Genomic DNA, 22,828 nt, shown 5'->3' on the forward strand with positions numbered 1-22,828 from the left:
TTGTGTATTTTTCACTTAATTTATGCTCCAATACTGTTCTGACAACGCTTGAAGTACAATCATAACAGGTGTTTTATCTGTAATGTTATAACCATTTTTCAACCTTTTAGGGGAATAACAGTATAAATTGTAATCTGTTAGTTTTTGTAGTGAATTATGACTAAAATGAGTCAAAGATATCGTTTGGATGTTCTGCTCTATTGCTAATTGGGCGATTTCAAGAACAAGCGGTGTTTCTCCTGAAAGACTGATTGTAAACAGCGCATCTTGCTTTGTCATCGATTTAAGCATATGCATTAGCTCATGTCTGTGACTTAAATAGACAGAGCTTTTGCCGACTACTCTAAGATTTCTTACCATCATTTCACAAAAATCAGCAGAGTCACCAGCACCGTAAAATAAGATAGTTTTAGCAGAAACAAGTTTCCACGCCAGTTTTTCAAGCAACTCTGTATCAAGAAGATCATATGTCTTTTTTATAAAAGCGAATGAAAGATGCTCCTCTGACTGTGCCGCTTGCAGCTCATCCTTCATGCTGTTTTTCATATGAGAAAAGCTGTCATAGCCAAGCTTTTTAGATAACCGTGTAATCGTATTAGGAACAGTGTACAAAGCAGCTGCAGAGGTTTGAATTGAATGATGGATAAAATCATTTTTATGCTGAAGAATATACTCTATAATTTGGTCATCCGTATCATTAAGCTTATACTCAAACATATGTACTCGCTCTTCAAAGTTCATCTAAACTCACACCTAATGATAATTTTAGTAAATAGAATGAAAAGACCATTCACTTATCCATTCGCCTGCGCCAAATCATATGATGCGCTCCCTCTCCCCAATAATCTTCTAACAATAAGTATGGACTGCCAAGTTTTTTCGTCCATACTTTTTGAGCGAGCTGATAGCCGCTGTCCAAGCAATATTCTTTTATTCCCTTGCTTTTTAAGACTTCGAGGATGGCCTGCAAAAGCAGTGTGCCAATCCCTTTGTTCTGATGGTCTGGATGAACAAACGCTGTGCCCACCTCCAACATATCAGTGAATTCTCCCTTTGTTTCTCTTACTATTAATGCACTTACAGGGCCATATGCAATGCAGCCGAGCAAGTCTCCAGTAGCTTTATCAGTTGCCAATAAAAAATATCGCTTCTTTCCGCCGCTCGCAAAATCTTCGTTAAGCTGGTCCTGCTTTTCCTGAAGCTCCATTTGTCTGTCCTCGACAAGATTGGCAATACCATTCTTATCAAACGTGCTTTTGAGCATGATATCAAAAAAATGCTGCAGTTCTTTTCGGTCTGTCTCGAGCGGCCGTCTTATTTCTATTAAATGCATCTTTATTCCTCCCCATTATGCCTGTTTTTTCTAGTGTAATCCTTTTCTTCATGCATATAAATAGGACAATAATATAACTTGTGATAAGTTCCTATTTTTTGTAATATTAAAATCAAAGGAGTGGATATTAATGGAATTAGCACTCAGTTTGTTTCGGTTTGTGGGGGAGATCATCGCAGCTATTGCGATGAGTGCTTGGGCACATTATGAGGAAAAATGGAAAAGAAACTAATCATACAAAGATGACTGATAATAAACTGCCTTGGTATCTGAAAGAAAAAGTATTGTTTGTGCTGTGCTTTATATTACCGCCAATTGCCTATTTCATTGTAATGGCTAATAAGAAAAAATTAGGCAGAAAACGGTACTTAGAGCTGTTAACATTTTCGACATTAATGGTTAGTATTTGGCTGTTAAAATTCCTGCCAAACTTGCTGTATTTTTTGATTTTGCTTATTATCATCCTGGCACTCATATTTAAGCCCTGGAAAAAATAAAAAAATAAGAGGAGTTTCCCTCTTATTTTTTTTAATGAAAAGATGGACTTTGCACTCCAAATTACCAGCTTTTATAGGTTACTTTGCTTTTAAAGTGATTAACCCAATGCTCGGTGTATTAAACAGACGAAATTGTGCAAACCAAGGTCCACTTACACCTAATCCGTTATTTATATATTGGGTATGATTATCAACCGTATGCACACCTGTTACGTTCACTTTACCAGGAAATAAGCCAAAATTCGGAGCATACAGCGGACCGATAATCGGCAATTTGAATTGTCCTCCAAGCGTATGACCGTTAAGACTGACATCCCATTGTCTCCATTCTTTGTCTGCATCATTTAATGTTGTTGTCCGATATTCATGCAGATACGGATCTTCATAATCAATTTCTGTGGCACGGTGGGATATTTCAACCGTAAAGGGGTCTTGCTGCTCCTTAAGTCGAGCTTCAAACGCTTCTTTTTCTTCTAACAATTGACTTGAAATATCACCTGCTCCTACTTCATTCATGCCAACATACGGATTTGTTTTTAACCAAATCGAGTCTCCTCCCTTCTTAATCTCCATCCCTGGATAGAGTGGCTTGACATTATATTTTGTAAACAAATCATAAAAACGGTCACCCTTTTTCAATGCAGCCGTACTGTTATCTCCATCCTTATCACCTAAAATATAATACATGTCGTTATTTTTCGGCATTCCCTTTAATAAGCTTTCAAGCGGCTGCAAATTCTCTTCTTCTTCGGAAATATAGTCTCCTGTGAAAACAACTGCATCATACTGCTGTTTTTTTATTACATTCACTAGTTTTTTTTGATTGTTTCCAAATTCCTTTCCTTTTAAATCAGATATCTGCAAAATTTTAAAGTTATCAAATGCTGCTGGTAAACGATTATGAGCAATTGTCACTTTGTCTACAGTTACATGTGAATTGCTCCAGATAGTGCCAAGTAGGAATAGAATAATTACACCAATAATAATCCAAGCTGTTTTTATTTTTTTCACTTTCATTCTCCTTTAGTGCTTAATGATTTTTTTATAGCTTTTTTCGGTGAATAGATAGGTTGCACCATAAATGACTGTAAAAATGATTGCTGCAAATAATCCGCTGCCTAACACAACAAGCCAATTATCCATTGCAGCGATACCAATGATTTTCGTTACAAGCGGCAAACCGGCTCCTAAATGAAGTAGTGCTACGGTGAGTGGGGCAAAAAACATAATCAGCGTTTGCTTTCTAATGGTTTTCATAATTTCTGCTTCACTCATGCCTACTTTTTTCATAATGGCAAAGCGATTTCGATCGTCATAGCCTTCTGAAATTTGCTTATAGAAAATCATTAACGCTGTCTCGGCAACTAAAACCGCACTAATAAAAATTCCTAAAAACAGCAATCCGCCAAAACGAACTAACAGTGATTCTTTGTAAATTGACTTTGCTTCTACATCCAAATAGCCAATTTTGTCGGCCTCCTCTGCAATCGCATGGGAAAAATCATTCACTGCGTCTGCATCCCCCTGTAAGTTAAAGTCTTGATACATAGTAAGTGAGTTTTCCAAATCTAGTGTTTGCGCAAATTCACCAGTTAACGGAGCAATGACGTAAATCCAATTGCGATCAACACTGTCAGCAAGGGCTGTATCAATTGGCAAATCTTCAACCATACTTTTCACTTTAAATGATTCTTCGTTTAGGTTGATGCTTTGTAATCCTGCAGTCTCTTTATCTTTTAAAAGCATTACTTCATCTGCAGCTAGCGAAATATCCTCGTTTGTTAGTGTATTAAAATCTTCTAACGGCAAAATAAGAAAGAAGTCTTCCTTTCCATCTCCTGTTAAATCAGCAGCAAACTGTCCGCCGCGGTATGATGCAGCAGATGTAGTGTCAACATCATAACGATTTTTATTGTTATCGATAAATGTTTGCAGCTGCTGCTGCTCAGGGATGTTTTCTGCCGGATTTGTAATGGATACATCGAACTGAAAGCTATTGTTCAGCATCGTATTAACACCTAAATATAAGGAAATGGTAGTTGTCATAACAATTAAGGTCGCCGTGCTTAACACAGCAATATTTGCTAATCCGACCGCATTTTGTTTCATCCGAAAAATCATGGTTGAAATGAGGGTAAAATTGTTTTTGTTATAATAAATGCTATTCTTTTTGCGCAGCATTTTAAGGAGAACAATACTTGCCGCAATAAAAAGCAAGTACGTTGCTGCCACAACAAGGACTATTGCTGTAATCATCGCACTTATATCTAATTTTGGGTCTTTAACAGTAAATGATAGAAGATATCCTGAGAATAAGAGGACACCACCAAGCATTGCCAGCACAAGCTTCGCCTTCGGTTCCCGCTCCCCTATTTGGGCCCCTTTCATTAATTCAATCACTGAAACAGAGTGAATCTGCTTTAAGTTAAAGACCAGGATAATGGAAAAGACCATTATGAATATGCCAATCGTTTTTAATAAGGCAGGTATAGAAATCATACTGACTGTTAACGGGACCTTCATCATGGCGGACATAGCTATGCCGACAGCTTGATTTAATACTAGACCAACTGCAATGCCACCTATCATTGTGAATAGTGCAATAAGCGCAGTTTCTAGTATTAATATTTTTCGAATATGCTTTTTCTCCAAACCTAATAAATTATATAAACCCATTTCCTTCTTTCGTTTCTTAAATATAAAGCTGTTGGCATACATCAAAAAGAACAGAGATAGTACGGTAAACAATAAACTGCCAAACTTCATCACGTCGATGGTAAAGTTCCCGCCTGAAATGGATTTCAGCGCATGAGCATTGACCAGGCTGTTAATGGTATAAAACAGGGCTATAATGACCATGCAAGTAAATAGATAGGGCCGAAACATTAAGCCATTGGTTTTGATGTTCGTTACCGCTAATTTCACATACCATTTTTTATTCATAGGCTGCGGCTCCTTTGTGCAATTGCTGCTGATTGCATGTCAAAAATTTGTTGGGTGATATCTTCATTCTTATCTCTTTTATGGATCTCACTGTTGATTTTTCCGTCTTTAATAAACAGCACACGGCTTGCTTTACTTGCTGCATACACACTATGTGTCACCATAATGATGGTTTGGCCCGCTTGATGAAATCTTGCAAACAAATTCAACAGCTCCTGTGCAGAACGAGAATCGAGTGCGCCAGTCGGTTCATCAGCTAAAATTAAGCTCGGGGCTGTGATTAACGCCCGTGCAACTGCAGCTCGCTGCTGCTGGCCTCCTGAAACTTCGTACGGATATTTTTCTAAAAGATGATCAATTTCCAATATGCTTGCTAAATCCTTTATTTTTGCATTCATCTCCTTTACAGAGTGATCAGCAAGGACTAGCGGTAAAAAAATATTATCCTTTAAGGTGAATTGATCTAATAAGTTAAAATCCTGAAACACAAATCCTAAGTGCTGCCGGCGAAATGCTGCCAATTCATCATTTTGAATTTGTTTGTAGTTCACACCCTCCAGCAGTACTTCCCCTCTTGTAACGTCATCTAAAGAAGCTAAAATATTTAAGAGTGTTGATTTGCCTGAGCCTGACTCTCCCATAATGGCAATATATTCTCCTTTATTTACAGTGAAGTTAATATCAACCAATGCCTCAACCTTTGCACCTTTGTGAGACTGATAAACCTTTTTTACATTTTGCACCTTTAAAATTTCCATACTTATCCCTCCGAAAAATAAAAAAAGCCTTTGCTTTCAGTACTTTAATCATACTGAAACCAAAAGCTTTCTTTATTTGCGTTCTATAACAATTATCTGCTTTTTTTCTGCGTAAAATCTTACAAAATTCTTACGATAACGGCAGCTTCACAGTAAAGTTAATCTTTTGCCCATTTGAACTCGCTGTTATCGTGCCATGATGCTGTTCCATAATTTGCTTAGCAATAGCCAATCCAATCCCAGCACCGCCGCTTCGAGTCGATCTCGCTGCATCTAAGCGATAAAATTGTTCAAACAGGCGATCCAGCTTGTCACGTTCAATCGGATATCCTTCATTACTGAATTGAATCACCGCACTGTCCTCATCCTGCGTAATAGAAATAACAATTTCACTATCCTCAAAGCTATAATGCACAGCATTGCTAACTAAGTTATCAAATACTCTTTGAATTTTCTCTGCATCACAAGCAATTTCGATATGTTGCGAGTCTTCGATACGATATGTTAAATTTTTAGCTCTTAATATGGGCTGAAACTCAAACAAGAGCTGCTCCAGCATAAATGACAGATTCACTTTGCTGTAATGTAAGGAGATGGCCGATAAATTAAAGCGCGTTATCTCAAAAAACTCATTAATTAAATCATCTAAGCGCTCTGCATTAGACATTGTTACATGGATAAATTTTTGATACATCTCGTCTGAGAGATTTTTCTCATCTCGCAGTAATGTTAAGTAACCGATAATCGAGGAAATCGGTGTTTTCAAATCATGTGCCAAATACACAATTAAATCATTTTTCCGCTGCTCCGCTTCCTTTGCTGCACGCTCTTTTTCCTTCAGCTCATACTTCAGTCTTTCCATCCCCTCCTCTGCATCCTTTAAGATAGGCGGAAGCTGTAAGTCGTGTTTCTCTTCAATCGTGATCGTTTCTAGGTTTGCTGATAATGCAGCTAAATACGTTATCAGCTGTCTTCTTTGAATGATTAAAATAATAAATACGCAAGCAATAAATACACTTGGTGCCAGCAACAATAAACGGTTACTTGTCCATTTAACAGCATCTCCTATAACACCCGATAACGCTTGTGAATCATTAACACTTACTAGAATAAAAGACAAAAGAAAAATAATAACAAAACAAGATAAGGTCATGATGAAAAAGCGCAGTGATAAATAGTTGGAGATTTGCTTAGCTTTCTTATTCAATCTTATACCCCACTCCCCAAACAGTTTTAATAAACCTCGGCTTTTTCACAGGCTCCTTCAGCTTTTCACGCAATCTAGCAATATGAGCCATCACTGTATTGTTATTCTCAATATATTTTTCTCCCCATACCTTCTCAAATAGCTCCTCAGCTGAAATAACTTTTCCTTGGTTTTCAGATAAGTACCATAAAATAGAGAACTCGATCGGCGTTAACTCGATTGGTTCCTCAAATAAGGAACAGCGATGTGTGGATTTATTAATTTTTAACCCTCTAATATCGTACTCCTCTACATCCTTTACACTTCCTGCCTGTTCGTTGTAACGTTTATATCTGCGCAATTGAGTTTTCACTCTTGCCACTACCTCAAGTGGATTAAAAGGCTTTGTTATATAATCATCTGCTCCAATTGTTAATCCAGTAATTTTATCAATATCCTCAATCTTAGCTGTTAACATAATAATTGGATAAAAATATTGCTCCCGAATTTTTTTGCATAATTCAAATCCATTTATGCCCGGTAACATAACATCCAAGATCGCTAAATCATATTCTGTTGTTTTTATACGCTCTAATGCATCCTGCCCATTATGAAAAGTATCCACTGCATATCCTTGATCCTTCAAATAAATCTCCAATAAATTAGAAATATCCTCTTCATCTTCAACAAGCAATACTTTTTGATTCACTGCAAAATCCCCTTTTACTGTTTATGTAATTTCTAAAAATGTTTTTTTAGAATGAATTACTTTCCAATAGTATACATTAACTTTAAACTAATAGTTATATATACTCTATGAAAAGCCTTGAAGTAAGGATTGATTCTACCTTTTATTATCATCATCTGCAGCTGTGTAAATATATTCTGTAAAAAGACAATGTTTGTCTAAATTTAGTGCTTAAAGGAGGAGAATACTTGTTAGATTATATTTGGTTTGATGACCAATCACCTGTTCTAAAACAACTTCCAAGCAACTTTAAATCTGCTGCCATATTACTACACCCTTTTGTCCAAATGCCTTTAGGGTGGGAGGAATCTATGAGAAAAACCCCTTGCGAACACATCTATCCAAGTAATAATGACGCCCTTACTATTGGAAAGCCTGTTTCTTGGCGGGAAATTATGTCTTATAGCGGGCTAGATTCTTATAATGCTTTAGCCTTAGCTTTGTTAACCTCTATTTATGCTCTTAAAAAAGAATATAAAGAAGTGGACTTATCTAACAAGTTAAATTCAAACCTAAAATCAGATCTTTATTTTCCAACAGATGATAGTACATCTGTATTCTTGTTACATAGCTTACTGAAAGTTCTTGGCTCAAGAGGTGCTAGCAAACTATATTATTTAGACCCAATCTTAGAAAACAGGGGGATATTAAATATAAATGATGCTACCCCTTTAGATATATGCAATCTATGTGATAAAGAGTTAATTGTGACGGATGAAAATATGGATTTCGCTTTTATGAGCTTGTATGAATCCTTTACAACCTTGTTCTTTACGAAAGATAAAAATATCGAACAAATTGTTCAAACGATGAATGGTGAAGCTGTTATATGTGACCAAAAAACGTTTATTAACTGGTATTTTTAAATATTCTTTTTGAATAAAAAAGCTGCCATGTTCATCACACAAGAAATGCTCTCCCTTTAATAGAGGGAGAGCATTTCTTGTGTGATTAGAATAAAAAAGTTAAATGATATCCGTATATCAATTTTCCGTTAATCTATCATCTCTTCTTTCAAAGAACCGTACTTCCCGTTATAGTAAATAAGCGGCGCCTTATCTTCTACATAAATATCGGTTACTTTACCAATGAATAATATATGATCTCCCTCGATATGCTCTCCACTGACTTCACAGGCAATCTGCGCAATTGCTCCTGGAATTACTGGTTTCCCATCAAGACGGTTAAAATCAACTTGTTTGTCCTTTAGTTGTCCTGCAAAAATCATGGATACTTCCTGCTGATCTTCGCCCAAAATATTCACTGAAAAGGTTTGACTCGATTGCAATTTTGCTAGAATACTTGCTTGTTTCCGTACAGAAATAACAATCAACTTTGGATCAAGAGATACTGACATAAAAGCATTAGCTGTCATTCCGTGTACTTCGCCCTCTACTTCTGTAGCAATAACTGTTACCCCTGTAGCAAATTTCCCCATTGCTGTGCGAAATTGTTTATCATCCATTTTAAACATTGCTCCCTCTTTTTTATGATATATTCTTGCTACCTTTTACGAATGATTTCCAATCAATTCATCTTTTTTTAAAATGGATGCTGCACCTAATGTCATGATATGCTGTGGAGGTAAACCCATAAGGACCCTTCCGTAAAGTTCAAGACCAGTGGATGCAGTAGTAAGCGCATGATTAGAACCGCCTCGGATATCTCGGAATATCTGCGACAGTCGATTCGAATCAGCTATAACTCCACCACCGCTTTCTGCCATTAGCATATCCACTGCCTCCCAGCACAACATCGAAGCATATGTCATATCTGTTTGAAGTTGTGCCAATTCTTTTATACTGAATTTTTCTCCTGTTTGTACTTTATTCTCTAAATTATCAATCGTACGACTGATATGAAGATGAGCAGATTCAACCTTCATAGCTGCAAGCCCTACTTTATACTGAATATGGCCTACTTCTGCCTGAGAAGTGTGAACTGTCATGGTAATTGGCTTATTAGGCGCTTTTTCAACAAAATATTCAATAGCCCCTCTTGCAAGTCCAAGGATTGCGCTGATTCCTGTAGTTATACTAGTGATAACTTGTACATAAGGTCTATATTTGTCGCGTCCTTCTAGGTTTTCTATAGAAATAATTTGGGACATATCCTGGACGGTGACGTATTTTTCAGGTATGAATACATTTTTCATCTCTAAACTATTACTTGCTGAACCTTTTAGGCTCATCGTATACCAATCATCTACTATTTTAATGTCATTCATCGGAACAACTGCCAACTTCATTTGCATTGCCTTGCCTTGCTGTATGGTCCTAATGTCGTTTAAATTTAATAATGCATGAGTGGCATGCTTAGATCCTGAACCAAATCCCCAAAATCCGTTCTCTACTAAATAGCCTCCCTCTACTTTTTTTACATCTGCCTTTCTTGCTTGCAAGACAGAACAAAAACGCACTTCCTCTTCTTGATTAAAGACTGTATTTAATACTTCAGTGGGTAAAGACAGAGAAGCTGTATAATTATTTCCGTTTATTATTTGAACCACCCAGCCGACTGAACCATTCCCCTTAGCCACTTCAGAGATAATTTCCACCATGGCACGGATACTAACTTCATAACCTCCGTATTTTTTTAGTGTCCCTAGCTTAAATAATCCAGCATCTGATACTTTTTTAATGACCTCATCCGGAATATGTCTCTCCTCATCGATTCTTCTGCCAAATTGCTGAAGATACGGAACTAACTCCGTTGCATTCTCCAATAGCTGCTGTTCCATTGCTGTGAGCTTTTTATTTGTCATTAAATGGACCATTAATATCTCCCCTTTTTCTACACATGTATATTTAATTTCCGTTTGTAGTTTATATGTTAAGTTGTATAATTAAAGACATCAACCGATGAAATGATCGTTCTGTTGAATAACTATACAGAAAGAGGAAATTGTATGGATAAAATGAAACAAGATGACCTCCGAATAAGAAGAACCCGCAAGCTACTGTTCCATGCTTTATTAGAGCTTATGGACAAACAAGCCTTTGAAACTATTTCAGTTAAGCAGATATGTGATTTAGCCATGGTTCATCGAACCACTTTCTATACTCATTTTCAGGATAAATATGATTTACTTTCCAGTACTATAAGACAGATTGCCGAAGAAGAGTTACCTCTTGCTGGTAAAACTCTTTCCCCATCTGAAAGCTTTCAAGAGATATTGTCGGTAGCAACTAAACATCATAAGTTATTTTCGCAACTTTTAAATAAAGAGAGGGATTCTCTAAGCAATATTTTACGAAGAGATATGGGAGAAGGGATAAGAAAATACTTGGTTGAAAACTATGCTATGGAAGAAAATTCGATTGAACTTCACATTAGAACAGAAGCCTATATTGGAGCCATTCTCGGGGTGTTAAATTGGTGGCTAGAAAACAATATGTCTATTGATTTAGAGACTTTAATGAGCAAATTGGGTATTGTTAATGAGTGGGATTTTTTTGGATAATAAATATGCTGTTAGTATGGATTAATTCGGAGTATTTTTGATGGAAACATAAAGAAGGAGGTACTTTTTAAGTAGCTCCTTCTGCAAATATTACTATCTATTCTCATTTACCATTTAATCATACTTTTAATTCGATAAGTCTTCGCCATTTGTTTGAATTACCTTCTTATACCAGTTAAATGACTTTTTCTTCGTTCTGTTTAAGGTACCATTACCATTATTGTCGCGGTCTACATAGATAAAACCATATCTTTTTTTCATTTCACCAGTACCTGCTGACACTAAATCAATGCACCCCCAGCTAGTATAACCAAGAAGGTCCACTCCATCCTCGTCTACAGCTTCTTTCATAGCCTGAATATGTGCCGCTAGATATTCGATTCGATAATCATCTTCTACATACCCCGATTCATCTGGTATATCTACAGCACCAAGGCCATTTTCAACGATAAATAAAGGTTTTTCATAACGATCATATAAATCATTCATAGTAATACGTAAACCTAAAGGATCAATCTGCCATCCCCATTCACTTGCATGGAGGTACGGATTTTTTATAGTAGGGAATAGATTACCTGCCGTTTTTTCAACATTAGAATCTTCAGCTGCTGCTACACGGGAAGCATAATAAGAAAACGAAATAAAGTCCACAGTGTGTTTCTTTAGGATTTCAAGATCCTCAGGCTTCATATCAATGGATATATTGTTCCTAGCTAATTCTTTTAGCGCATACGCTGGATAGGCTCCTTTTGATTGCACGTCAATGAAAAAGTAATTCCCTCGATCGTTTTTCTTTGCTTCCCACACATCTTCTGGTCGACAGCTGTAAGGATAATAACTAGCAGCTGCTAACATGCATCCTACTTTATTTTCAGGATCAATCTCATGAGCAATTCTAGTTGCTTCTGCACTTGCAACAAGTTCATGATGTGCTGCTTGATATTTTACTTGCTCCTCATTTTCGCCTTCTTCAAAACAGATTCCTGCTCCAAGAAATGGTGCATGTAGAATCATATTAATTTCATTGAAAGTAAGCCAGTATTTTACTAGACCCTTGTATCGAGTAAACAATACAGTACATAAGCGTTTATAAAATTCTATCAACTGCCGATTCCGCCAACCACCATAATTTTCAATCAAATGCATTGGACAATCGAAGTGGGTGATTGTCACTAAAGGCTCAATTCCATATTTATGGCATTCTTTAAATAGGTCTTCATAAAATTTTAAACCTTCTTCATTTGGCTCCAGTTCATCGCCCTTTGGAAAAATGCGACTCCATGCAATCGATAAACGATACGTTTTAAAGCCCATTTCACCGAATAACCTAATGTCTTCTTTGAAATGATGGTACATATCAATCGCTTCTTTAGCAGGATAATAATACCCTTCTTCAAATTCAAACATTCTCTTTTTACCTGTAATAATACTTCTACGATCACTACCTGTTGGAATAACATCTACATTTGCTAAACCTCTTCCACCTTGATCGAATCCGCCTTCACATTGATTTGCAGCCGTAGCTCCGCCCCATAAAAAATCTTTTCTAAATCCCATTATTCTTCCTCCTATTTCATTATTTTAATTATTTCTTCTCCAAACTTAATTGCGTTATCATTTGCTGTTAGTATTTCTCCAACTTCTGCCGAATTTGTAATCACAATCGGAGTAATTGTCTTATATCCTTTTGATTTAATTCCCTCAAGGTCAAACTGAATCAACCTATCTCCTATTCGAACTTCTTGTCCTTTCTGAATAAGATACTCATATCCTTCGCCGTTTAGTTGAACTGTATCTATTCCAATATGGATTAAAAGTTCTATACCATCTTCACTCGTAAGACCTATTGCATGTTTTGAATCAAACACGGCGCTTACTGTACCATTTATCGGTGAAACAACCGTACCTTCTGATGGTTCAATTGCAACACCTTGCCCTAATATTTCTTCTGAAAACATGCCATCATCTACGTGCTTTAAACCGTGTAAAGTGCCTTGCATCGGAGATAAAACTGTTGCACCATTTATATGCTGCTTCTCCTTTGCTGCCGGTTTTTTTGGTTCAGATGCTCCATCAACTACTGATTCTACTGGATCTTTATAAAGTATTAATGTTGCAATAAACGTTACTACAATACTGATAACTGCCCCTATACATGCAAAATAGAAGAAACTTAATGTGTTGTCTCCAATATAACTAGGTAATGTTAGCAGACCTGGTGAGCCACCAGAAAAGTTTCTTACTCTAAAAATCCCCATGAATAACCCACCTACTCCACCGCCAATCATTGCCGCGTAAAGTGGTGTTTTAAAGCGTAAATTAACACCATATAAAGCAGGTTCTGTAATACCAAATAGACCAGTCAAACCAGCAGAATAAGCTAATTGTTTAATCTTAGTATCCTTCGATTTAATACCAACCCCAATAGCAGCAGCACCTTGGCTTACATTGGAAGCAAGCATTCCAGGATAAATCACTGTATCATAACCTGTTGTCATCCGATTGTTAATTCCAATTGGAACTAGACCATAATGAGTACCTGTTGCTACAAGTAATGGAGTGAATGTACCAACCAACAATGGCACGATCCATGGACTAACAGATTCTAAAGCTGTTATTCCATTTGATATAGCATCACTAATCAAATAACCAATAGGTCCTAATACCACAAGACTAACTGTTCCTACAATAAAAATCGTAATCAATGGTTTACTAAAAAACTTAATTGCCTTTGGAGAAAGTTTATCTGCAATAGGTTCAATATAAGACATAAACCATACAGAAAGAATAATTGGTATTACAGAAGAAGAATAAGATACTGCTGAAATCGGCAGTCCCAAAAGATGAATGCTACCTCCAGACTCTTTTACTGTATTTACCATCGTAACAAAAGATGGATGTAGTAAGATTCCTCCAACCATTATAGCTAAATACATATTTGTCTTAAATTTTTGTGCAGAAGATGCTGCTAGCAAAATAGGCAAAAAGTAGAATGCAGCATCTGCCATGAAATTAATAACTTGATAACTTTGGCTTTCCGTTGTTAAAACCTTAAATACAACTAAAACAGATAAAACTGCTTTTAGCATCCCTGCCGCTGTTATGGCTGGAAGAATCGGTGTGAAGATACCTGTAATTGTATCAATCACTTTTGCAAAAGTAGAACGTTTATCTTCTCCTTTAGCCTCTTCCCCTTCATTTGAAATATTGGTTTGCTTAGTTATCTCTTTATAAACATTTCCTACATCGCTTCCAATAATAACTTGGTACTGACCACCTTTGTTTACTACTCCCATTATACCGGATGTGTTTTTTAACGCTTGTTCATCCGTTTTTGTGTCGTCTTTTAAATTGAAACGCAAGCGTGTAGCACAGTGATTCAAACTTTTAACATTTCCTTCACCACCAACTTTGTCGATGATTAATTTCGCTAACTCTTGATAGTTCATCTCTATCATCCTCCGTTTTAGAAAAAATGAATAAAAAAATACCTAAATGAATTCCTCAAAACAAGAGGGTCCATTTAGGTATAGCCTGCAAACAGTAACAATCCTAGTCATTTGTTATTCTTTTTATGTGTATCGTTAAATAGATTAACTCATCTTCTTCTAAATCTTTTCCAAGTTCCTTTTTTATATATTCCCTAATTTTCAATGCACAGGCATACTCGTTTGTATATTTTTCCTTCAACATAAAAATAAAACTTGTTGTCCCTGCATCATCCAATTTCACATCACTATACAAACGTTGAAAGAAAAATTTCAAGTGCGTGATAAATCGTTCGTAATAAAGGGAATACTCGTCCAACTCAATTTTGAAGTGAAACTTTATAATACTTAGAATATTTTGGATAACCTTCGCTATTTCTGAAACGCGACTTATTTGTCCCATATCCAGTTCTGCATTTACAATATGTAAGGCAATAAATCCAGCTTCATCTTCCGGTAAATCAACCCCAAGCCGGTTTCTTACAATTGATAACGCTTCTTTGCCAATTAAGAACTCATGGTTATAAAACCTCTTAATCTCCCAAAGAAGAGCATTTTTAATTTCCATCCCATTCTCATAGCGCTCAATTGCATAACTAATATGATCAGTCAATGTTAAGAAGATGTTTTCACTTAATTTTTTTCCAAGTGAAACCTTCGCAAAGCTAATGATTTCATTGGCAACCTGAATATGTTCGAGTGGGATGGAAGAAAGCAACTGGGTTAACTTATTGACACTCCACTCCTTTGAACTGAGATAAATATTCTCAATTCGAGTTTCATCAATACCGTCGCCGACTTTTTTCTTAAAGCCGATACCGCTTCCCATTACGACAATTTCATGATTATCATGATTTCTTGACAATACGATATTATTATTAATTACTTTATAAACATTCATCGATAGTCCCTATTCATCTTAAAATTCATTAATTAAAGCCATTCATTAATCAAAGCAAACATTAGGTATAGCCCACAATAAAGCGGTAACAATCCTTGAGGTAAGTCTAGCATAGGTAATTTCTTGTTGTCAATTTAATATTTACCAGTATTACTTGCCTATTAAAATTGTATAGCTTATTACTAGTAGATTCCATAAAAATTGGATATTATTCTATCAAAATCGTCGATTCTTCACGATGATTAGTTTTATTTTCAAATCTACAAATCCTTTCAGGCTTATCAGAAAAAGACACGTTATATGAAATTGGATGGTTAAATGGAATAATTGAAACTGAATATACTACAATTGAGACAAATAAGAGCATTCCTTCTAAAGAAAATGCTCCACTATAGTGTCGATACAATATTTATGATGTAAATGGCCCTTGCTTAGCGAAGTATTGATCTATGATATCCAATACCCCATTATTATTATTAGATGGCGCTAAATATTTTGCTATATGTTTTACCTCAGCGCTTCCGTTTTCCATAGCAAACCCATACTCTACATGCTTTAACATTTCCATATCATTTCCACCATCACCAAAAGCCATCGTTTCATTGTCTTTTATATTCCACTTTTCTTGTAACAATTGAATTCCAGAGGCTTTATGAAAAGCAGGCACAATTAAGTCAATGCTTCCATGCCCACTAGAAACAGGTGATACTAAATTCCCAATGCTACTATGAAGCAAGTCTCTTAACGGAAGCGTCTCATCCTCTGGACAAGATAAGGCAAATTTTAAAATTTGATCATTTACATTATCAAAACTTGGAATCCTCTTCAAGCGGTGATAATACTTATTCATCGTATTAAAAAACGTATCAGAAACCTCTTCTAGAACATAGGCATTTTCTTTGCCACATAACACAGTTGTAAATTTATTATGTGACCCCAATTCTTCTAGGATTACCTTCACGTGGCTTTTTGGAATGTCAACAGAGAATACTTCTTCACCTTGATCGACTATAAAAGCACCATTTTCAGAAACATAACTAATTTCATCTTGTATATCATCAAAAAATGATTTCAACTGGTAATATTGATTTCCACTTGCAACAACAAATCGTATTCCTAGCTCTTTCATCTTTTTATATTGCTTAAAAAATCGCTCTTTATCATATTCCATTTGATTATTTAGAAAAGTACCATCCATATCAACTGCTATGAGCTTAATAGTCATACTTTGACCTCCAGTAGTTTTATCCTTCCACCATTAAAGTACGGGTCCTTGTAGAAGTTAAATCTCTCTATTAAGAACAAAACTTATTAAACATGTTTAATAAGTTTTGTTCTTAATATACCATATCTTTTCAGATGAGGGTAATAATCATTTTAAATTTCTATTTTCTATTCGCTCAAACATTCTTCTACTCCACCAATATCATAAATTCACTTCATCAATTATTTAATGGAGTGAACAAGAACACATACAATCTTATACGTCTTTTAGTACAAGTTAATAATGCTATTTGCGAATTTGAGAAATAAATTTCTCCTCAATCTTCAAAAAAAAATACGTAGCAATAACTAAGTGAAAATTAAGTATTGCTGCGTATTTCATTATTAAAAGCGAGGTATTCATTCATAAATCGTTTATCCTACTAACTTTCTGTTTATATCTATTAGAATTATTCCACATCTTCTCAATTTATTATTTAATCTCAGCTTTAATCTCTGTTATTAGATTCGACTATTAAAAAAGGATAATTTATTTGAATTTATACCATTCTTCTAATGTCATCATTTTAAACTCTTCTTCATAATCCAATCTTAACGGAGAAATCAATTCAATACTATTTCCATCTGGATCTTTAAAATAGATTGCGGCATGTGCTTGTGGATTATTTGGTAATACTAATGGCTGTTTTTCAGGTGGAAAGCCAAAATTTGTTGAGACATCTATGTTTCTTTCTTTTAACCATTCTTTAATATCCTGCATATTATCTCTATCAATTTGGAAAGCAATATGCCTTAAAGAAGGATGGTAAGGTGTATTTACCATATCTGTTTCCCATAATCCTAACCAGCTTCTTCCCTTCTCAATCCAAAAAAATGCTAATTTTTCTTTTTGATAGGCTATTTCTAAGTCTAATTTTTTATAAAACTCAATAGATGTTATTAAATTACTGACAGGTAAATGTGCTTCATATATTCCTTTAATCATGATTAGTCCTCCCATATATTGCACTATATGAATAAAAGAATTCTTCACCAATTAGATAAAAACCTTCTTGGACAATCCTGCCCGATTTGTTCCTTATCCATTTATGTTAAATCTATTCTATGAAAGCTACTACTATTGTACCAGAGCGGTAAAACTATCTTTCATCGCCTTATTAGAATGCATCAATATTTTAATATAAGTTATACATAGTAAGAAATTCTATGTAAACTACCCGTTATAGCTCATTCGATTATAGTAACGTTTAACAAAAATATGAACTGGGTACTAAATAATATAACCAAAAAGTACTAAAAAGGAGTGCATAATCATGGCAGAAAATAAACAAAGTATAGCAGATAAAGTAAAAAGCGGTGTATCTAAAGTTAAAGGGGAAGCGAAGGATCAGATAGGTAACGCGAAAGGCGATAAGAGTATGCAAGCTGATGGTAAAAAAGATAAAGTCAAAGGTAAATTACAGGAAACAACAGGTAAATTAAAAGAAGATGACGACAGTAAGTATTAATACCAATTTTGGCTGCCCTTTGGCAGCCATTTTTATGCCAAACTCTCCGCAGGATCTCCAATAAGTTTTTACCGCTAGCTATCCAGCACGGTTTGTTACTAGAAATACTCTTTCCTTATTCAAACAAAAAAATTTCCATTGTTTTCAAGAATTACTTTTTTTATACTGTTAATTAATGTATAATCTCCATTAATAAATGCATTGAAGAGAAGAGTAAGTGTGCAAAAGCATAACAGAGAACTCCAGTTGCTGGAAATGGAGGATGTAATGGTACACTGAAACAAGCCTTAGAGCAGCATATAGGATATTTCGTTCTGATATTGATTATGTGCCGGTTTTCTCCCGTTAAAGAGAATAGTATAAACATTCCATTTAATGGCTGTGTTGTACTTGAAAGGTTTCTGTGGTAACACAGAAATAAACTGGGGTGGTACCACGAACTTCTAAACTTGTAAGGAGTCTCGTCCCCAAGGATATTATCCTTGGAGGTGAGATTTTTTTTATTTATTAATCTTATATTTAGGAGTTACTGAAATGAAATGGAAAAACCCGAGTTTACTGTTATTTGGTATTGGAATTTCTAATATAGGTGCATGGGTTTATTTAATCGCTTTAAACTTAATTATTTTAAATATGACGAAGTCACCGTTAGCCGTATCAATACTATATATACTTCTACCTCTTGCCACCTTAGTTACAAATTTTTGGTCTGGAACTGTCATTGACCGCTTTAACAAAAGGAATCTAATGATTATTTTAGACTTAATTAGAGCCATATTAATTTTCACCTTGCCTTTTGTAGATTCTCTTTTTCTGATTTATGTGGCAGTCTTTATGATTAATATAGCCAGTTCAATCTTTGAACCTACTTCAATGGTTTACATGACAAAGTTAATTCCTAAAACAAGTAGGCAGAAATTTAATGCAATGAGAAACTTCATCCATTCATGCGGATTTATAATCGGGCCATCTGTTGCTGGGTTCCTTTTTATTGTTGGGTCACCTTACCTAGCTATATTTGCGAATTCCTTTGCATTAGCCTTATCAGCAATCGTCATTTTGCTACTTCCAAATGTGGAGATAAAGAATGAGGATATCATAATTCAGAGGATTAATATAACATTAATCTTAAATGACTGGAAAAATATCATTAATTTCAGTAGAAAAAATATTTATGTGACGCTAGTTTATGTTCTATTTAGTATGATTACAGTGTTTATGACTGCCTTAGATTCCTTAGAAGCAGCTTTTGCCACAGAAGTATTAGCGCTATCTGAAAGCAACTATGGATTTCTAGTCAGTATTGCAGGAGTTGGGATTATTGGTGGTTCACTAGTAAATGCGTTATTTGCCAACAAATTGAATCTAAACATTCTAATTGGACTTGGTGCCATCTTTACCCCTATTGGCTACATAATCTTTGCTTTTTCACCTAATTTCATATGGGCTTCTATTGGGTTCTTTACATTAACTTTTTTCTTATCATTCGCCAATATAGGATTTTTAACTTTCTATCAAAACAATGTACCCGTAGATATTATGGGAAGATTCTCTAGTATCTTAAGGATTTTCGAAGCTGGTTTAATCCTATTATTTACGATAACTATCGGCTTATTTGCTGAAATATTTGAACTTCGTGGTGTATATATAATAGGATCCTTCAGTTTTTTAGTATTGGGGATCATCATATATTTTATTGTAACTGTGAAGTCAAAAAGACATTATTATGAACGAGTGTTAGATTAATAACAACAAAGTTTAAGATAAAGCAAGTCCTTGTCTTAGACAGAAAAGAACAAGGCTATTCTTCTCCTCCATAAATGGTAAACCTAACTAAACCCGCCCATCGTGATAACTGATGAGCGGGTTTTGCCTATTATTTTTCCTGTTCCTTTATTACTTGCTCAATTCCCAATATTATCACCTTCACGCCGAACTCAAAAGCTCCGTCGGTTCCCATCAACTCGAACAGCCCGCCAGTGAACATTCTCTTAAACAATCCAGCGTCTGTTTCGCTCATACTGTCCAGAAGTTGTATCAGCTCATCACCTGGAAGTGTTTCCTGTTCCTTAAGGGCAACGGAAACATTCCGCTCATGCTGATAATCATCTAGGACAAAGTAAAAAACATAGTTTACAAGCGTCGTAACGACTTGCATTTTCTGCCCTTGCTCAAGTGGCGTCGATTCAACACAGAGCAGCATGCGGTTAGTGAAGCGAATGATATCCGGTTCATGGGGCAGTGTCATCATCATCATCTGTGTGGAGCATGGATATCTGCTGAGCACGCTCCGTGTTGTTACCGCAAGTGCTGTCAGTTGCTCCTTCCAGTCTCCATCGGTGTGGAACTCTTCCATAATTACCTTCGATACATGGTTTGCTAGCCGTTGATAGAGTTTCTGCTTGCTTTTAAAATACCAATACAGTGATGGAGCCTGTATCCCAAGCCGGTTGGCCAAGCGTCTCATACTAAATTTTTCTATCCCATCCTCTCCAAGAAGCTCCCACGACGTTTCTATAATTTTATCCTCTGAAATCTGAGGCTGCTGCTTTTTCATCATCATCCACCCTTTTATCTAACAGTGTAAGTTTATGCTTTACAGGTTCATAAAAGGATGATATCATCTAACACTGTAAGAGGCAACCTTACACTGTTAGATAGAAACCCTACTAAAACGCGTTTATTAAATTGTTGGATAAAAGTTGTCATTGTATAGTATTTAAATTTTTTTATTAATTATAAAGAAAGTAGTGATTAAACATGGATGCAGAAAACCTCTATTATTTTGAAAAAGCACCTGTCGCAAAAGCTGTAGCTCACTTTGCAGTACCAATGATGATTGGTTCATCAATGAATGTTATATATTCCCTTCTGAATGCTTATTTCCTTGGAACACTCCATAATACTGCCATGTTAACTGCACTCGCATTAACATTGCCGTTATTCGCAATCATAATGGCATTTGGCAATTTAGTGGGCATGGGCAGCGGTACATTTATTTCCCGTTTGCTAGGAGAGAAAAAATATAATGATGTCTTGCATGTGTCTTCATTTGCCTTTTACAGCAGTTTAATTCTCGGTCTTATTATGATAGTCGTAGGTCTTCCGTTGATTGATTCAATTGTTCATGGCTTGGGAGCAATGTCAGACTCCTTTATATTCACAAAGGAATATGTAACAGTTATGATTATTGGTTCCCCATTCGTTATATTGTTTTTCACGCTGGAGAATATCGTACGCTCAGAGGGTGCAGCAATTACATCGATGATTGGGATGATTCTCAGTGTTGTTTTAAATATTATTCTTGATGCTTTAGTCATCTTCGTATTCCATTGGGACGTGATTGGTGTTGCCACTGCTACAGTTATTTCTAACTTGGCTGCGAGTGCCTATTTCGCCTACAATATAGGAAAAAAGAGCCCATTTTTAACGATCTCTTTAAAATGGTTTAAAGCCTCCAAAGAGATTTTGAGCAATGTAAGTAAAGTTGGAATTCCAATCTTTATCATGAGCATCTTTTTAGGTGCAATGTCGCTTATCTTTAACCATTTTCTTGTCGATTACGGGGAACAGGCTGTAGCGGCATACGGAATTTCATCTCGTTTATTGCAATTTCCTGAGTTTATTGTAATGGGCTTATGTGAAGGAGTCGTGCCATTAATTGCCTTCGCTTTCACAGCAAATAAATTACGTATGAAAACTACGATTGGATTTACGATTAAAGCAATTGTGACGTTAGCAGTCGTGTTCGGCATCGCCGTTTACTTTGTATCCGACCACTTAATCGGTTTATTTACAACTGACCCGCAATTAATTGAAATGGGCAGCTATATTTTACATGTAACGTTTCTATCCTTGTTCATTACAGGAATGACCACACTATTTACAGGCATCTTCCAAGCAACAGCACAAGGAACTGCCGCATTTATTATGTCCATTATTCAAGGAATTACGCTGATTCCTGTATTGTTTATTGCCAATCATTTATATGGATTTGAAGGGGTCGTTTGGTCGATTGTCATTGCAGATGCCGTCGCATTTCTTGTTGGTGCCATTATGCTGTATGTTCTGCGTAATAAATTGCAGCCGGAATTGGATAGTTTAGTAGAAAACATATAACCAAAGTAATCTCATTAACAGCTGTATTCAAAAGAAGAATCTATATAGATTCTTCTTTGAGTTTATTTTTACTATCTGTACTGGAATATGACCCGAAAATTACTAAAGTAACTGCATGTAAGATATTTAAATTTAATGGAGCACGCTATGCTAAAAGTCCCAAAAGACTTGAAGAAGATAAGTGATGAATAAAGAAGGATGAAAATGAAGGTTATAAAGCTCATCAATTTTTTTGCTAATCTGAAGAATAACACACAGAAATTAATATCTTATTACTCACATAAAGATTATTTCTATTAAATAGTAAAGAAAGCTATAACTGGCTTTCCTTTTTAAAGATATCCCCTTATAAAAAAGAAATATAAACCCCTACTTACAGCAAGGTTTAGCCATCACTTGATAACGAAATCCCGGCCAACTCCGCCTGAGTATTTTCCCTTAAATCAATAGGATATGTAATTGCAAAAAGCCCCTCTAATTAGGGGCTTTTAACATACTAAGTAAAAAAGAGACCTTACCCGTAAAGTTTACATAAGAATAAGGTCTGCAATAATACTTGAACTTAATCAGCAATATTTATTATATAGTAAAAAATTCCTAATTCCAAGTAAAAAGACCTATAAATAGAATTTTACTAAAGGCTTTTTTAAAATATTTAAC

21 protein-coding genes and 1 other annotated feature are annotated in these 22,828 nt (G+C 35.5%); of the genes, 6 read left to right on the forward strand and 15 right to left on the reverse strand.

Annotated elements, in window-relative coordinates; genetic code table 11:
- Nucleotides 1–15: 15 nt before the first annotated feature.
- Together M3600_RS19470 and M3600_RS19475 are read right to left on the reverse strand one after the other, a co-directional pair.
- Nucleotides 16–741, reverse strand: coding sequence for a MurR/RpiR family transcriptional regulator (locus tag M3600_RS19470; RefSeq protein ID WP_251647142.1), 726 nt, complete (start codon nt 739–741; stop codon nt 16–18).
- Between the two features lie 49 nt (nt 742–790).
- Complete coding sequence (locus M3600_RS19475; RefSeq protein ID WP_251647144.1) at nt 791–1,333, reverse strand: GNAT family N-acetyltransferase; 543 nt, start codon at nt 1,331–1,333, stop codon at nt 791–793.
- A 206-nt stretch (nt 1,334–1,539) separates the two neighbouring features.
- Between M3600_RS19475 and M3600_RS19480 the strand changes: the two genes are divergently transcribed.
- Complete coding sequence (locus tag M3600_RS19480) at nt 1,540–1,830, forward strand: hypothetical protein (protein ID WP_248574478.1); 291 nt, start codon at nt 1,540–1,542, stop codon at nt 1,828–1,830.
- A 78-nt stretch (nt 1,831–1,908) separates the two neighbouring features.
- Here M3600_RS19480 and M3600_RS19485 read toward each other — a convergent pair whose 3' ends face one another.
- From M3600_RS19485 to vanR, 5 genes are all read right to left on the reverse strand, one after another.
- Nucleotides 1,909–2,841, reverse strand: coding sequence for a metallophosphoesterase (locus tag M3600_RS19485; protein WP_233314217.1), 933 nt, complete (start codon nt 2,839–2,841; stop codon nt 1,909–1,911).
- A 12-nt stretch (nt 2,842–2,853) separates the two neighbouring features.
- A complete protein-coding gene (locus tag M3600_RS19490; protein WP_251647146.1) occupies nt 2,854–4,773 on the reverse strand; it encodes an FtsX-like permease family protein in 1,920 nt (639 codons plus the stop codon).
- Nucleotides 4,770–5,531: an ABC transporter ATP-binding protein gene (locus tag M3600_RS19495; RefSeq protein WP_233314219.1), complete on the reverse strand. Its 762-nt coding sequence runs from the start codon at nt 5,529–5,531 to the stop codon at nt 4,770–4,772. Before M3600_RS19495 ends, M3600_RS19490 begins: the two co-directional genes overlap by 4 nt.
- Nucleotides 5,532–5,661: 130 nt before the next feature.
- Nucleotides 5,662–6,738, reverse strand: a complete 1,077-nt coding sequence (locus M3600_RS19500) for a sensor histidine kinase (RefSeq protein ID WP_251647149.1) — start codon at nt 6,736–6,738, stop codon at nt 5,662–5,664.
- The gene (gene vanR, locus M3600_RS19505; RefSeq protein ID WP_251647151.1) at nt 6,731–7,426 is read right to left on the reverse strand and encodes a VanR-ABDEGLN family response regulator transcription factor; all 696 of its coding nucleotides are present in this window, start codon (nt 7,424–7,426) and stop codon (nt 6,731–6,733) included. The genes M3600_RS19500 and vanR overlap by 8 nt, the downstream gene beginning before the upstream one ends.
- A gap of 206 nt (nt 7,427–7,632) precedes the next feature.
- Here vanR and M3600_RS19510 point away from each other — a divergent pair, with 206 nt between their 5' ends.
- Entirely contained in the window at nt 7,633–8,331 is a 699-nt protein-coding gene (locus tag M3600_RS19510) for a DUF2711 family protein (RefSeq protein WP_311315941.1), read from the forward strand.
- Nucleotides 8,332–8,459: 128 nt separating this feature from the next.
- Here the strand turns inward: M3600_RS19510 and M3600_RS19515 are convergent, their stop codons facing one another.
- Complete coding sequence (locus M3600_RS19515) at nt 8,460–8,930, reverse strand: flavin reductase family protein (RefSeq protein ID WP_251647152.1); 471 nt, start codon at nt 8,928–8,930, stop codon at nt 8,460–8,462.
- Between the two features lie 45 nt (nt 8,931–8,975).
- Nucleotides 8,976–10,241, reverse strand: a complete 1,266-nt coding sequence (locus tag M3600_RS19520) for an acyl-CoA dehydrogenase family protein (protein ID WP_248574477.1) — start codon at nt 10,239–10,241, stop codon at nt 8,976–8,978.
- Nucleotides 10,242–10,373: 132 nt separating this feature from the next.
- On the opposite strand from M3600_RS19520, the gene M3600_RS29045 reads away from it, so the two are divergent.
- Nucleotides 10,374–10,928 (forward strand): TetR/AcrR family transcriptional regulator, encoded by a 555-nt coding sequence (locus tag M3600_RS29045; RefSeq protein ID WP_285854819.1) that lies wholly within the window; start codon nt 10,374–10,376, stop codon nt 10,926–10,928.
- A 126-nt stretch (nt 10,929–11,054) separates the two neighbouring features.
- Here M3600_RS29045 and M3600_RS19535 read toward each other — a convergent pair whose 3' ends face one another.
- The 5 genes from M3600_RS19535 to M3600_RS19555 form a co-directional block, all read right to left on the reverse strand.
- Nucleotides 11,055–12,485, reverse strand: coding sequence for a 6-phospho-beta-glucosidase (locus M3600_RS19535; protein ID WP_237941253.1), 1,431 nt, complete (start codon nt 12,483–12,485; stop codon nt 11,055–11,057).
- A gap of 11 nt (nt 12,486–12,496) precedes the next feature.
- Entirely contained in the window at nt 12,497–14,377 is a 1,881-nt protein-coding gene (locus tag M3600_RS19540) for a beta-glucoside-specific PTS transporter subunit IIABC (RefSeq protein ID WP_251647154.1), read from the reverse strand.
- A 103-nt stretch (nt 14,378–14,480) separates the two neighbouring features.
- Nucleotides 14,481–15,317 carry a BglG family transcription antiterminator LicT gene (gene licT / locus M3600_RS19545; RefSeq protein ID WP_237941252.1) on the reverse strand — a complete coding sequence of 279 codons (837 nt, stop codon included), beginning with the start codon at nt 15,315–15,317 and terminating at the stop codon, nt 14,481–14,483.
- 409 nt (nt 15,318–15,726) lie between these two features.
- Nucleotides 15,727–16,542: a Cof-type HAD-IIB family hydrolase gene (locus M3600_RS19550; RefSeq protein ID WP_251647156.1), complete on the reverse strand. Its 816-nt coding sequence runs from the start codon at nt 16,540–16,542 to the stop codon at nt 15,727–15,729.
- A 528-nt stretch (nt 16,543–17,070) separates the two neighbouring features.
- The gene (locus M3600_RS19555; RefSeq protein ID WP_233314229.1) at nt 17,071–17,526 is read right to left on the reverse strand and encodes a VOC family protein; all 456 of its coding nucleotides are present in this window, start codon (nt 17,524–17,526) and stop codon (nt 17,071–17,073) included.
- Between the two features lie 328 nt (nt 17,527–17,854).
- On the opposite strand from M3600_RS19555, the gene M3600_RS19560 reads away from it, so the two are divergent.
- Nucleotides 17,855–18,049 carry a CsbD family protein gene (locus tag M3600_RS19560; protein ID WP_237941251.1) on the forward strand — a complete coding sequence of 65 codons (195 nt, stop codon included), beginning with the start codon at nt 17,855–17,857 and terminating at the stop codon, nt 18,047–18,049.
- 192 nt (nt 18,050–18,241) lie between these two features.
- Nucleotides 18,242–18,521 (forward strand) — a binding site (T-box leader).
- Nucleotides 18,522–18,583: 62 nt separating this feature from the next.
- On the forward strand, nt 18,584–19,795 hold the full coding sequence (locus M3600_RS19565) for an MFS transporter (protein ID WP_251647158.1): 1,212 nt from the start codon (nt 18,584–18,586) through the stop codon (nt 19,793–19,795).
- A gap of 130 nt (nt 19,796–19,925) precedes the next feature.
- On the opposite strand, the gene M3600_RS19570 is transcribed toward M3600_RS19565, so the two are convergent.
- On the reverse strand, nt 19,926–20,606 hold the full coding sequence (locus M3600_RS19570) for a TetR family transcriptional regulator (protein ID WP_251647169.1): 681 nt from the start codon (nt 20,604–20,606) through the stop codon (nt 19,926–19,928).
- A 203-nt stretch (nt 20,607–20,809) separates the two neighbouring features.
- On the opposite strand from M3600_RS19570, the gene M3600_RS19575 reads away from it, so the two are divergent.
- Nucleotides 20,810–22,168 (forward strand): MATE family efflux transporter, encoded by a 1,359-nt coding sequence (locus M3600_RS19575; protein WP_251647160.1) that lies wholly within the window; start codon nt 20,810–20,812, stop codon nt 22,166–22,168.
- The last annotated feature ends 660 nt before the right edge of the window (nt 22,169–22,828 follow it).

The organism is Niallia sp. MER 6, assembly GCF_023714395.1.
GTDB lineage: Bacteria > Bacillota > Bacilli > Bacillales > Cytobacillaceae > Niallia.

Coding starts and splice junctions, on each gene's coding strand:
- M3600_RS19520 (WP_248574477.1), bottom strand. CDS start 10,241: ATGGTCCATTTAATGACAAATAAAAAGCTCACAGCAATGGAACAGCAG.
- M3600_RS19495 (WP_233314219.1), bottom strand. CDS start 5,531: ATGGAAATTTTAAAGGTGCAAAATGTAAAAAAGGTTTATCAGTCTCAC.
- M3600_RS19535 (WP_237941253.1), bottom strand. CDS start 12,485: ATGGGATTTAGAAAAGATTTTTTATGGGGCGGAGCTACGGCTGCAAAT.
- M3600_RS19470 (WP_251647142.1), bottom strand. CDS start 741: ATGAACTTTGAAGAGCGAGTACATATGTTTGAGTATAAGCTTAATGAT.
- M3600_RS19540 (WP_251647154.1), bottom strand. CDS start 14,377: ATGAACTATCAAGAGTTAGCGAAATTAATCATCGACAAAGTTGGTGGT.
- M3600_RS19490 (WP_251647146.1), bottom strand. CDS start 4,773: ATGAATAAAAAATGGTATGTGAAATTAGCGGTAACGAACATCAAAACC.
- M3600_RS19570 (WP_251647169.1), bottom strand. CDS start 20,606: ATGAAAAAGCAGCAGCCTCAGATTTCAGAGGATAAAATTATAGAAACG.
- M3600_RS19555 (WP_233314229.1), bottom strand. CDS start 17,526: ATGATTAAAGGAATATATGAAGCACATTTACCTGTCAGTAATTTAATA.
- M3600_RS19515 (WP_251647152.1), bottom strand. CDS start 8,930: ATGGATGATAAACAATTTCGCACAGCAATGGGGAAATTTGCTACAGGG.
- M3600_RS29045 (WP_285854819.1), top strand. CDS start 10,374: ATGGATAAAATGAAACAAGATGACCTCCGAATAAGAAGAACCCGCAAG.
- M3600_RS19560 (WP_237941251.1), top strand. CDS start 17,855: ATGGCAGAAAATAAACAAAGTATAGCAGATAAAGTAAAAAGCGGTGTA.
- licT (WP_237941252.1), bottom strand. CDS start 15,317: ATGAATGTTTATAAAGTAATTAATAATAATATCGTATTGTCAAGAAAT.
- M3600_RS19565 (WP_251647158.1), top strand. CDS start 18,584: ATGAAATGGAAAAACCCGAGTTTACTGTTATTTGGTATTGGAATTTCT.
- M3600_RS19575 (WP_251647160.1), top strand. CDS start 20,810: ATGGATGCAGAAAACCTCTATTATTTTGAAAAAGCACCTGTCGCAAAA.
- M3600_RS19550 (WP_251647156.1), bottom strand. CDS start 16,542: ATGACTATTAAGCTCATAGCAGTTGATATGGATGGTACTTTTCTAAAT.
- M3600_RS19475 (WP_251647144.1), bottom strand. CDS start 1,333: ATGCATTTAATAGAAATAAGACGGCCGCTCGAGACAGACCGAAAAGAA.
- M3600_RS19480 (WP_248574478.1), top strand. CDS start 1,540: ATGAGGAAAAATGGAAAAGAAACTAATCATACAAAGATGACTGATAAT.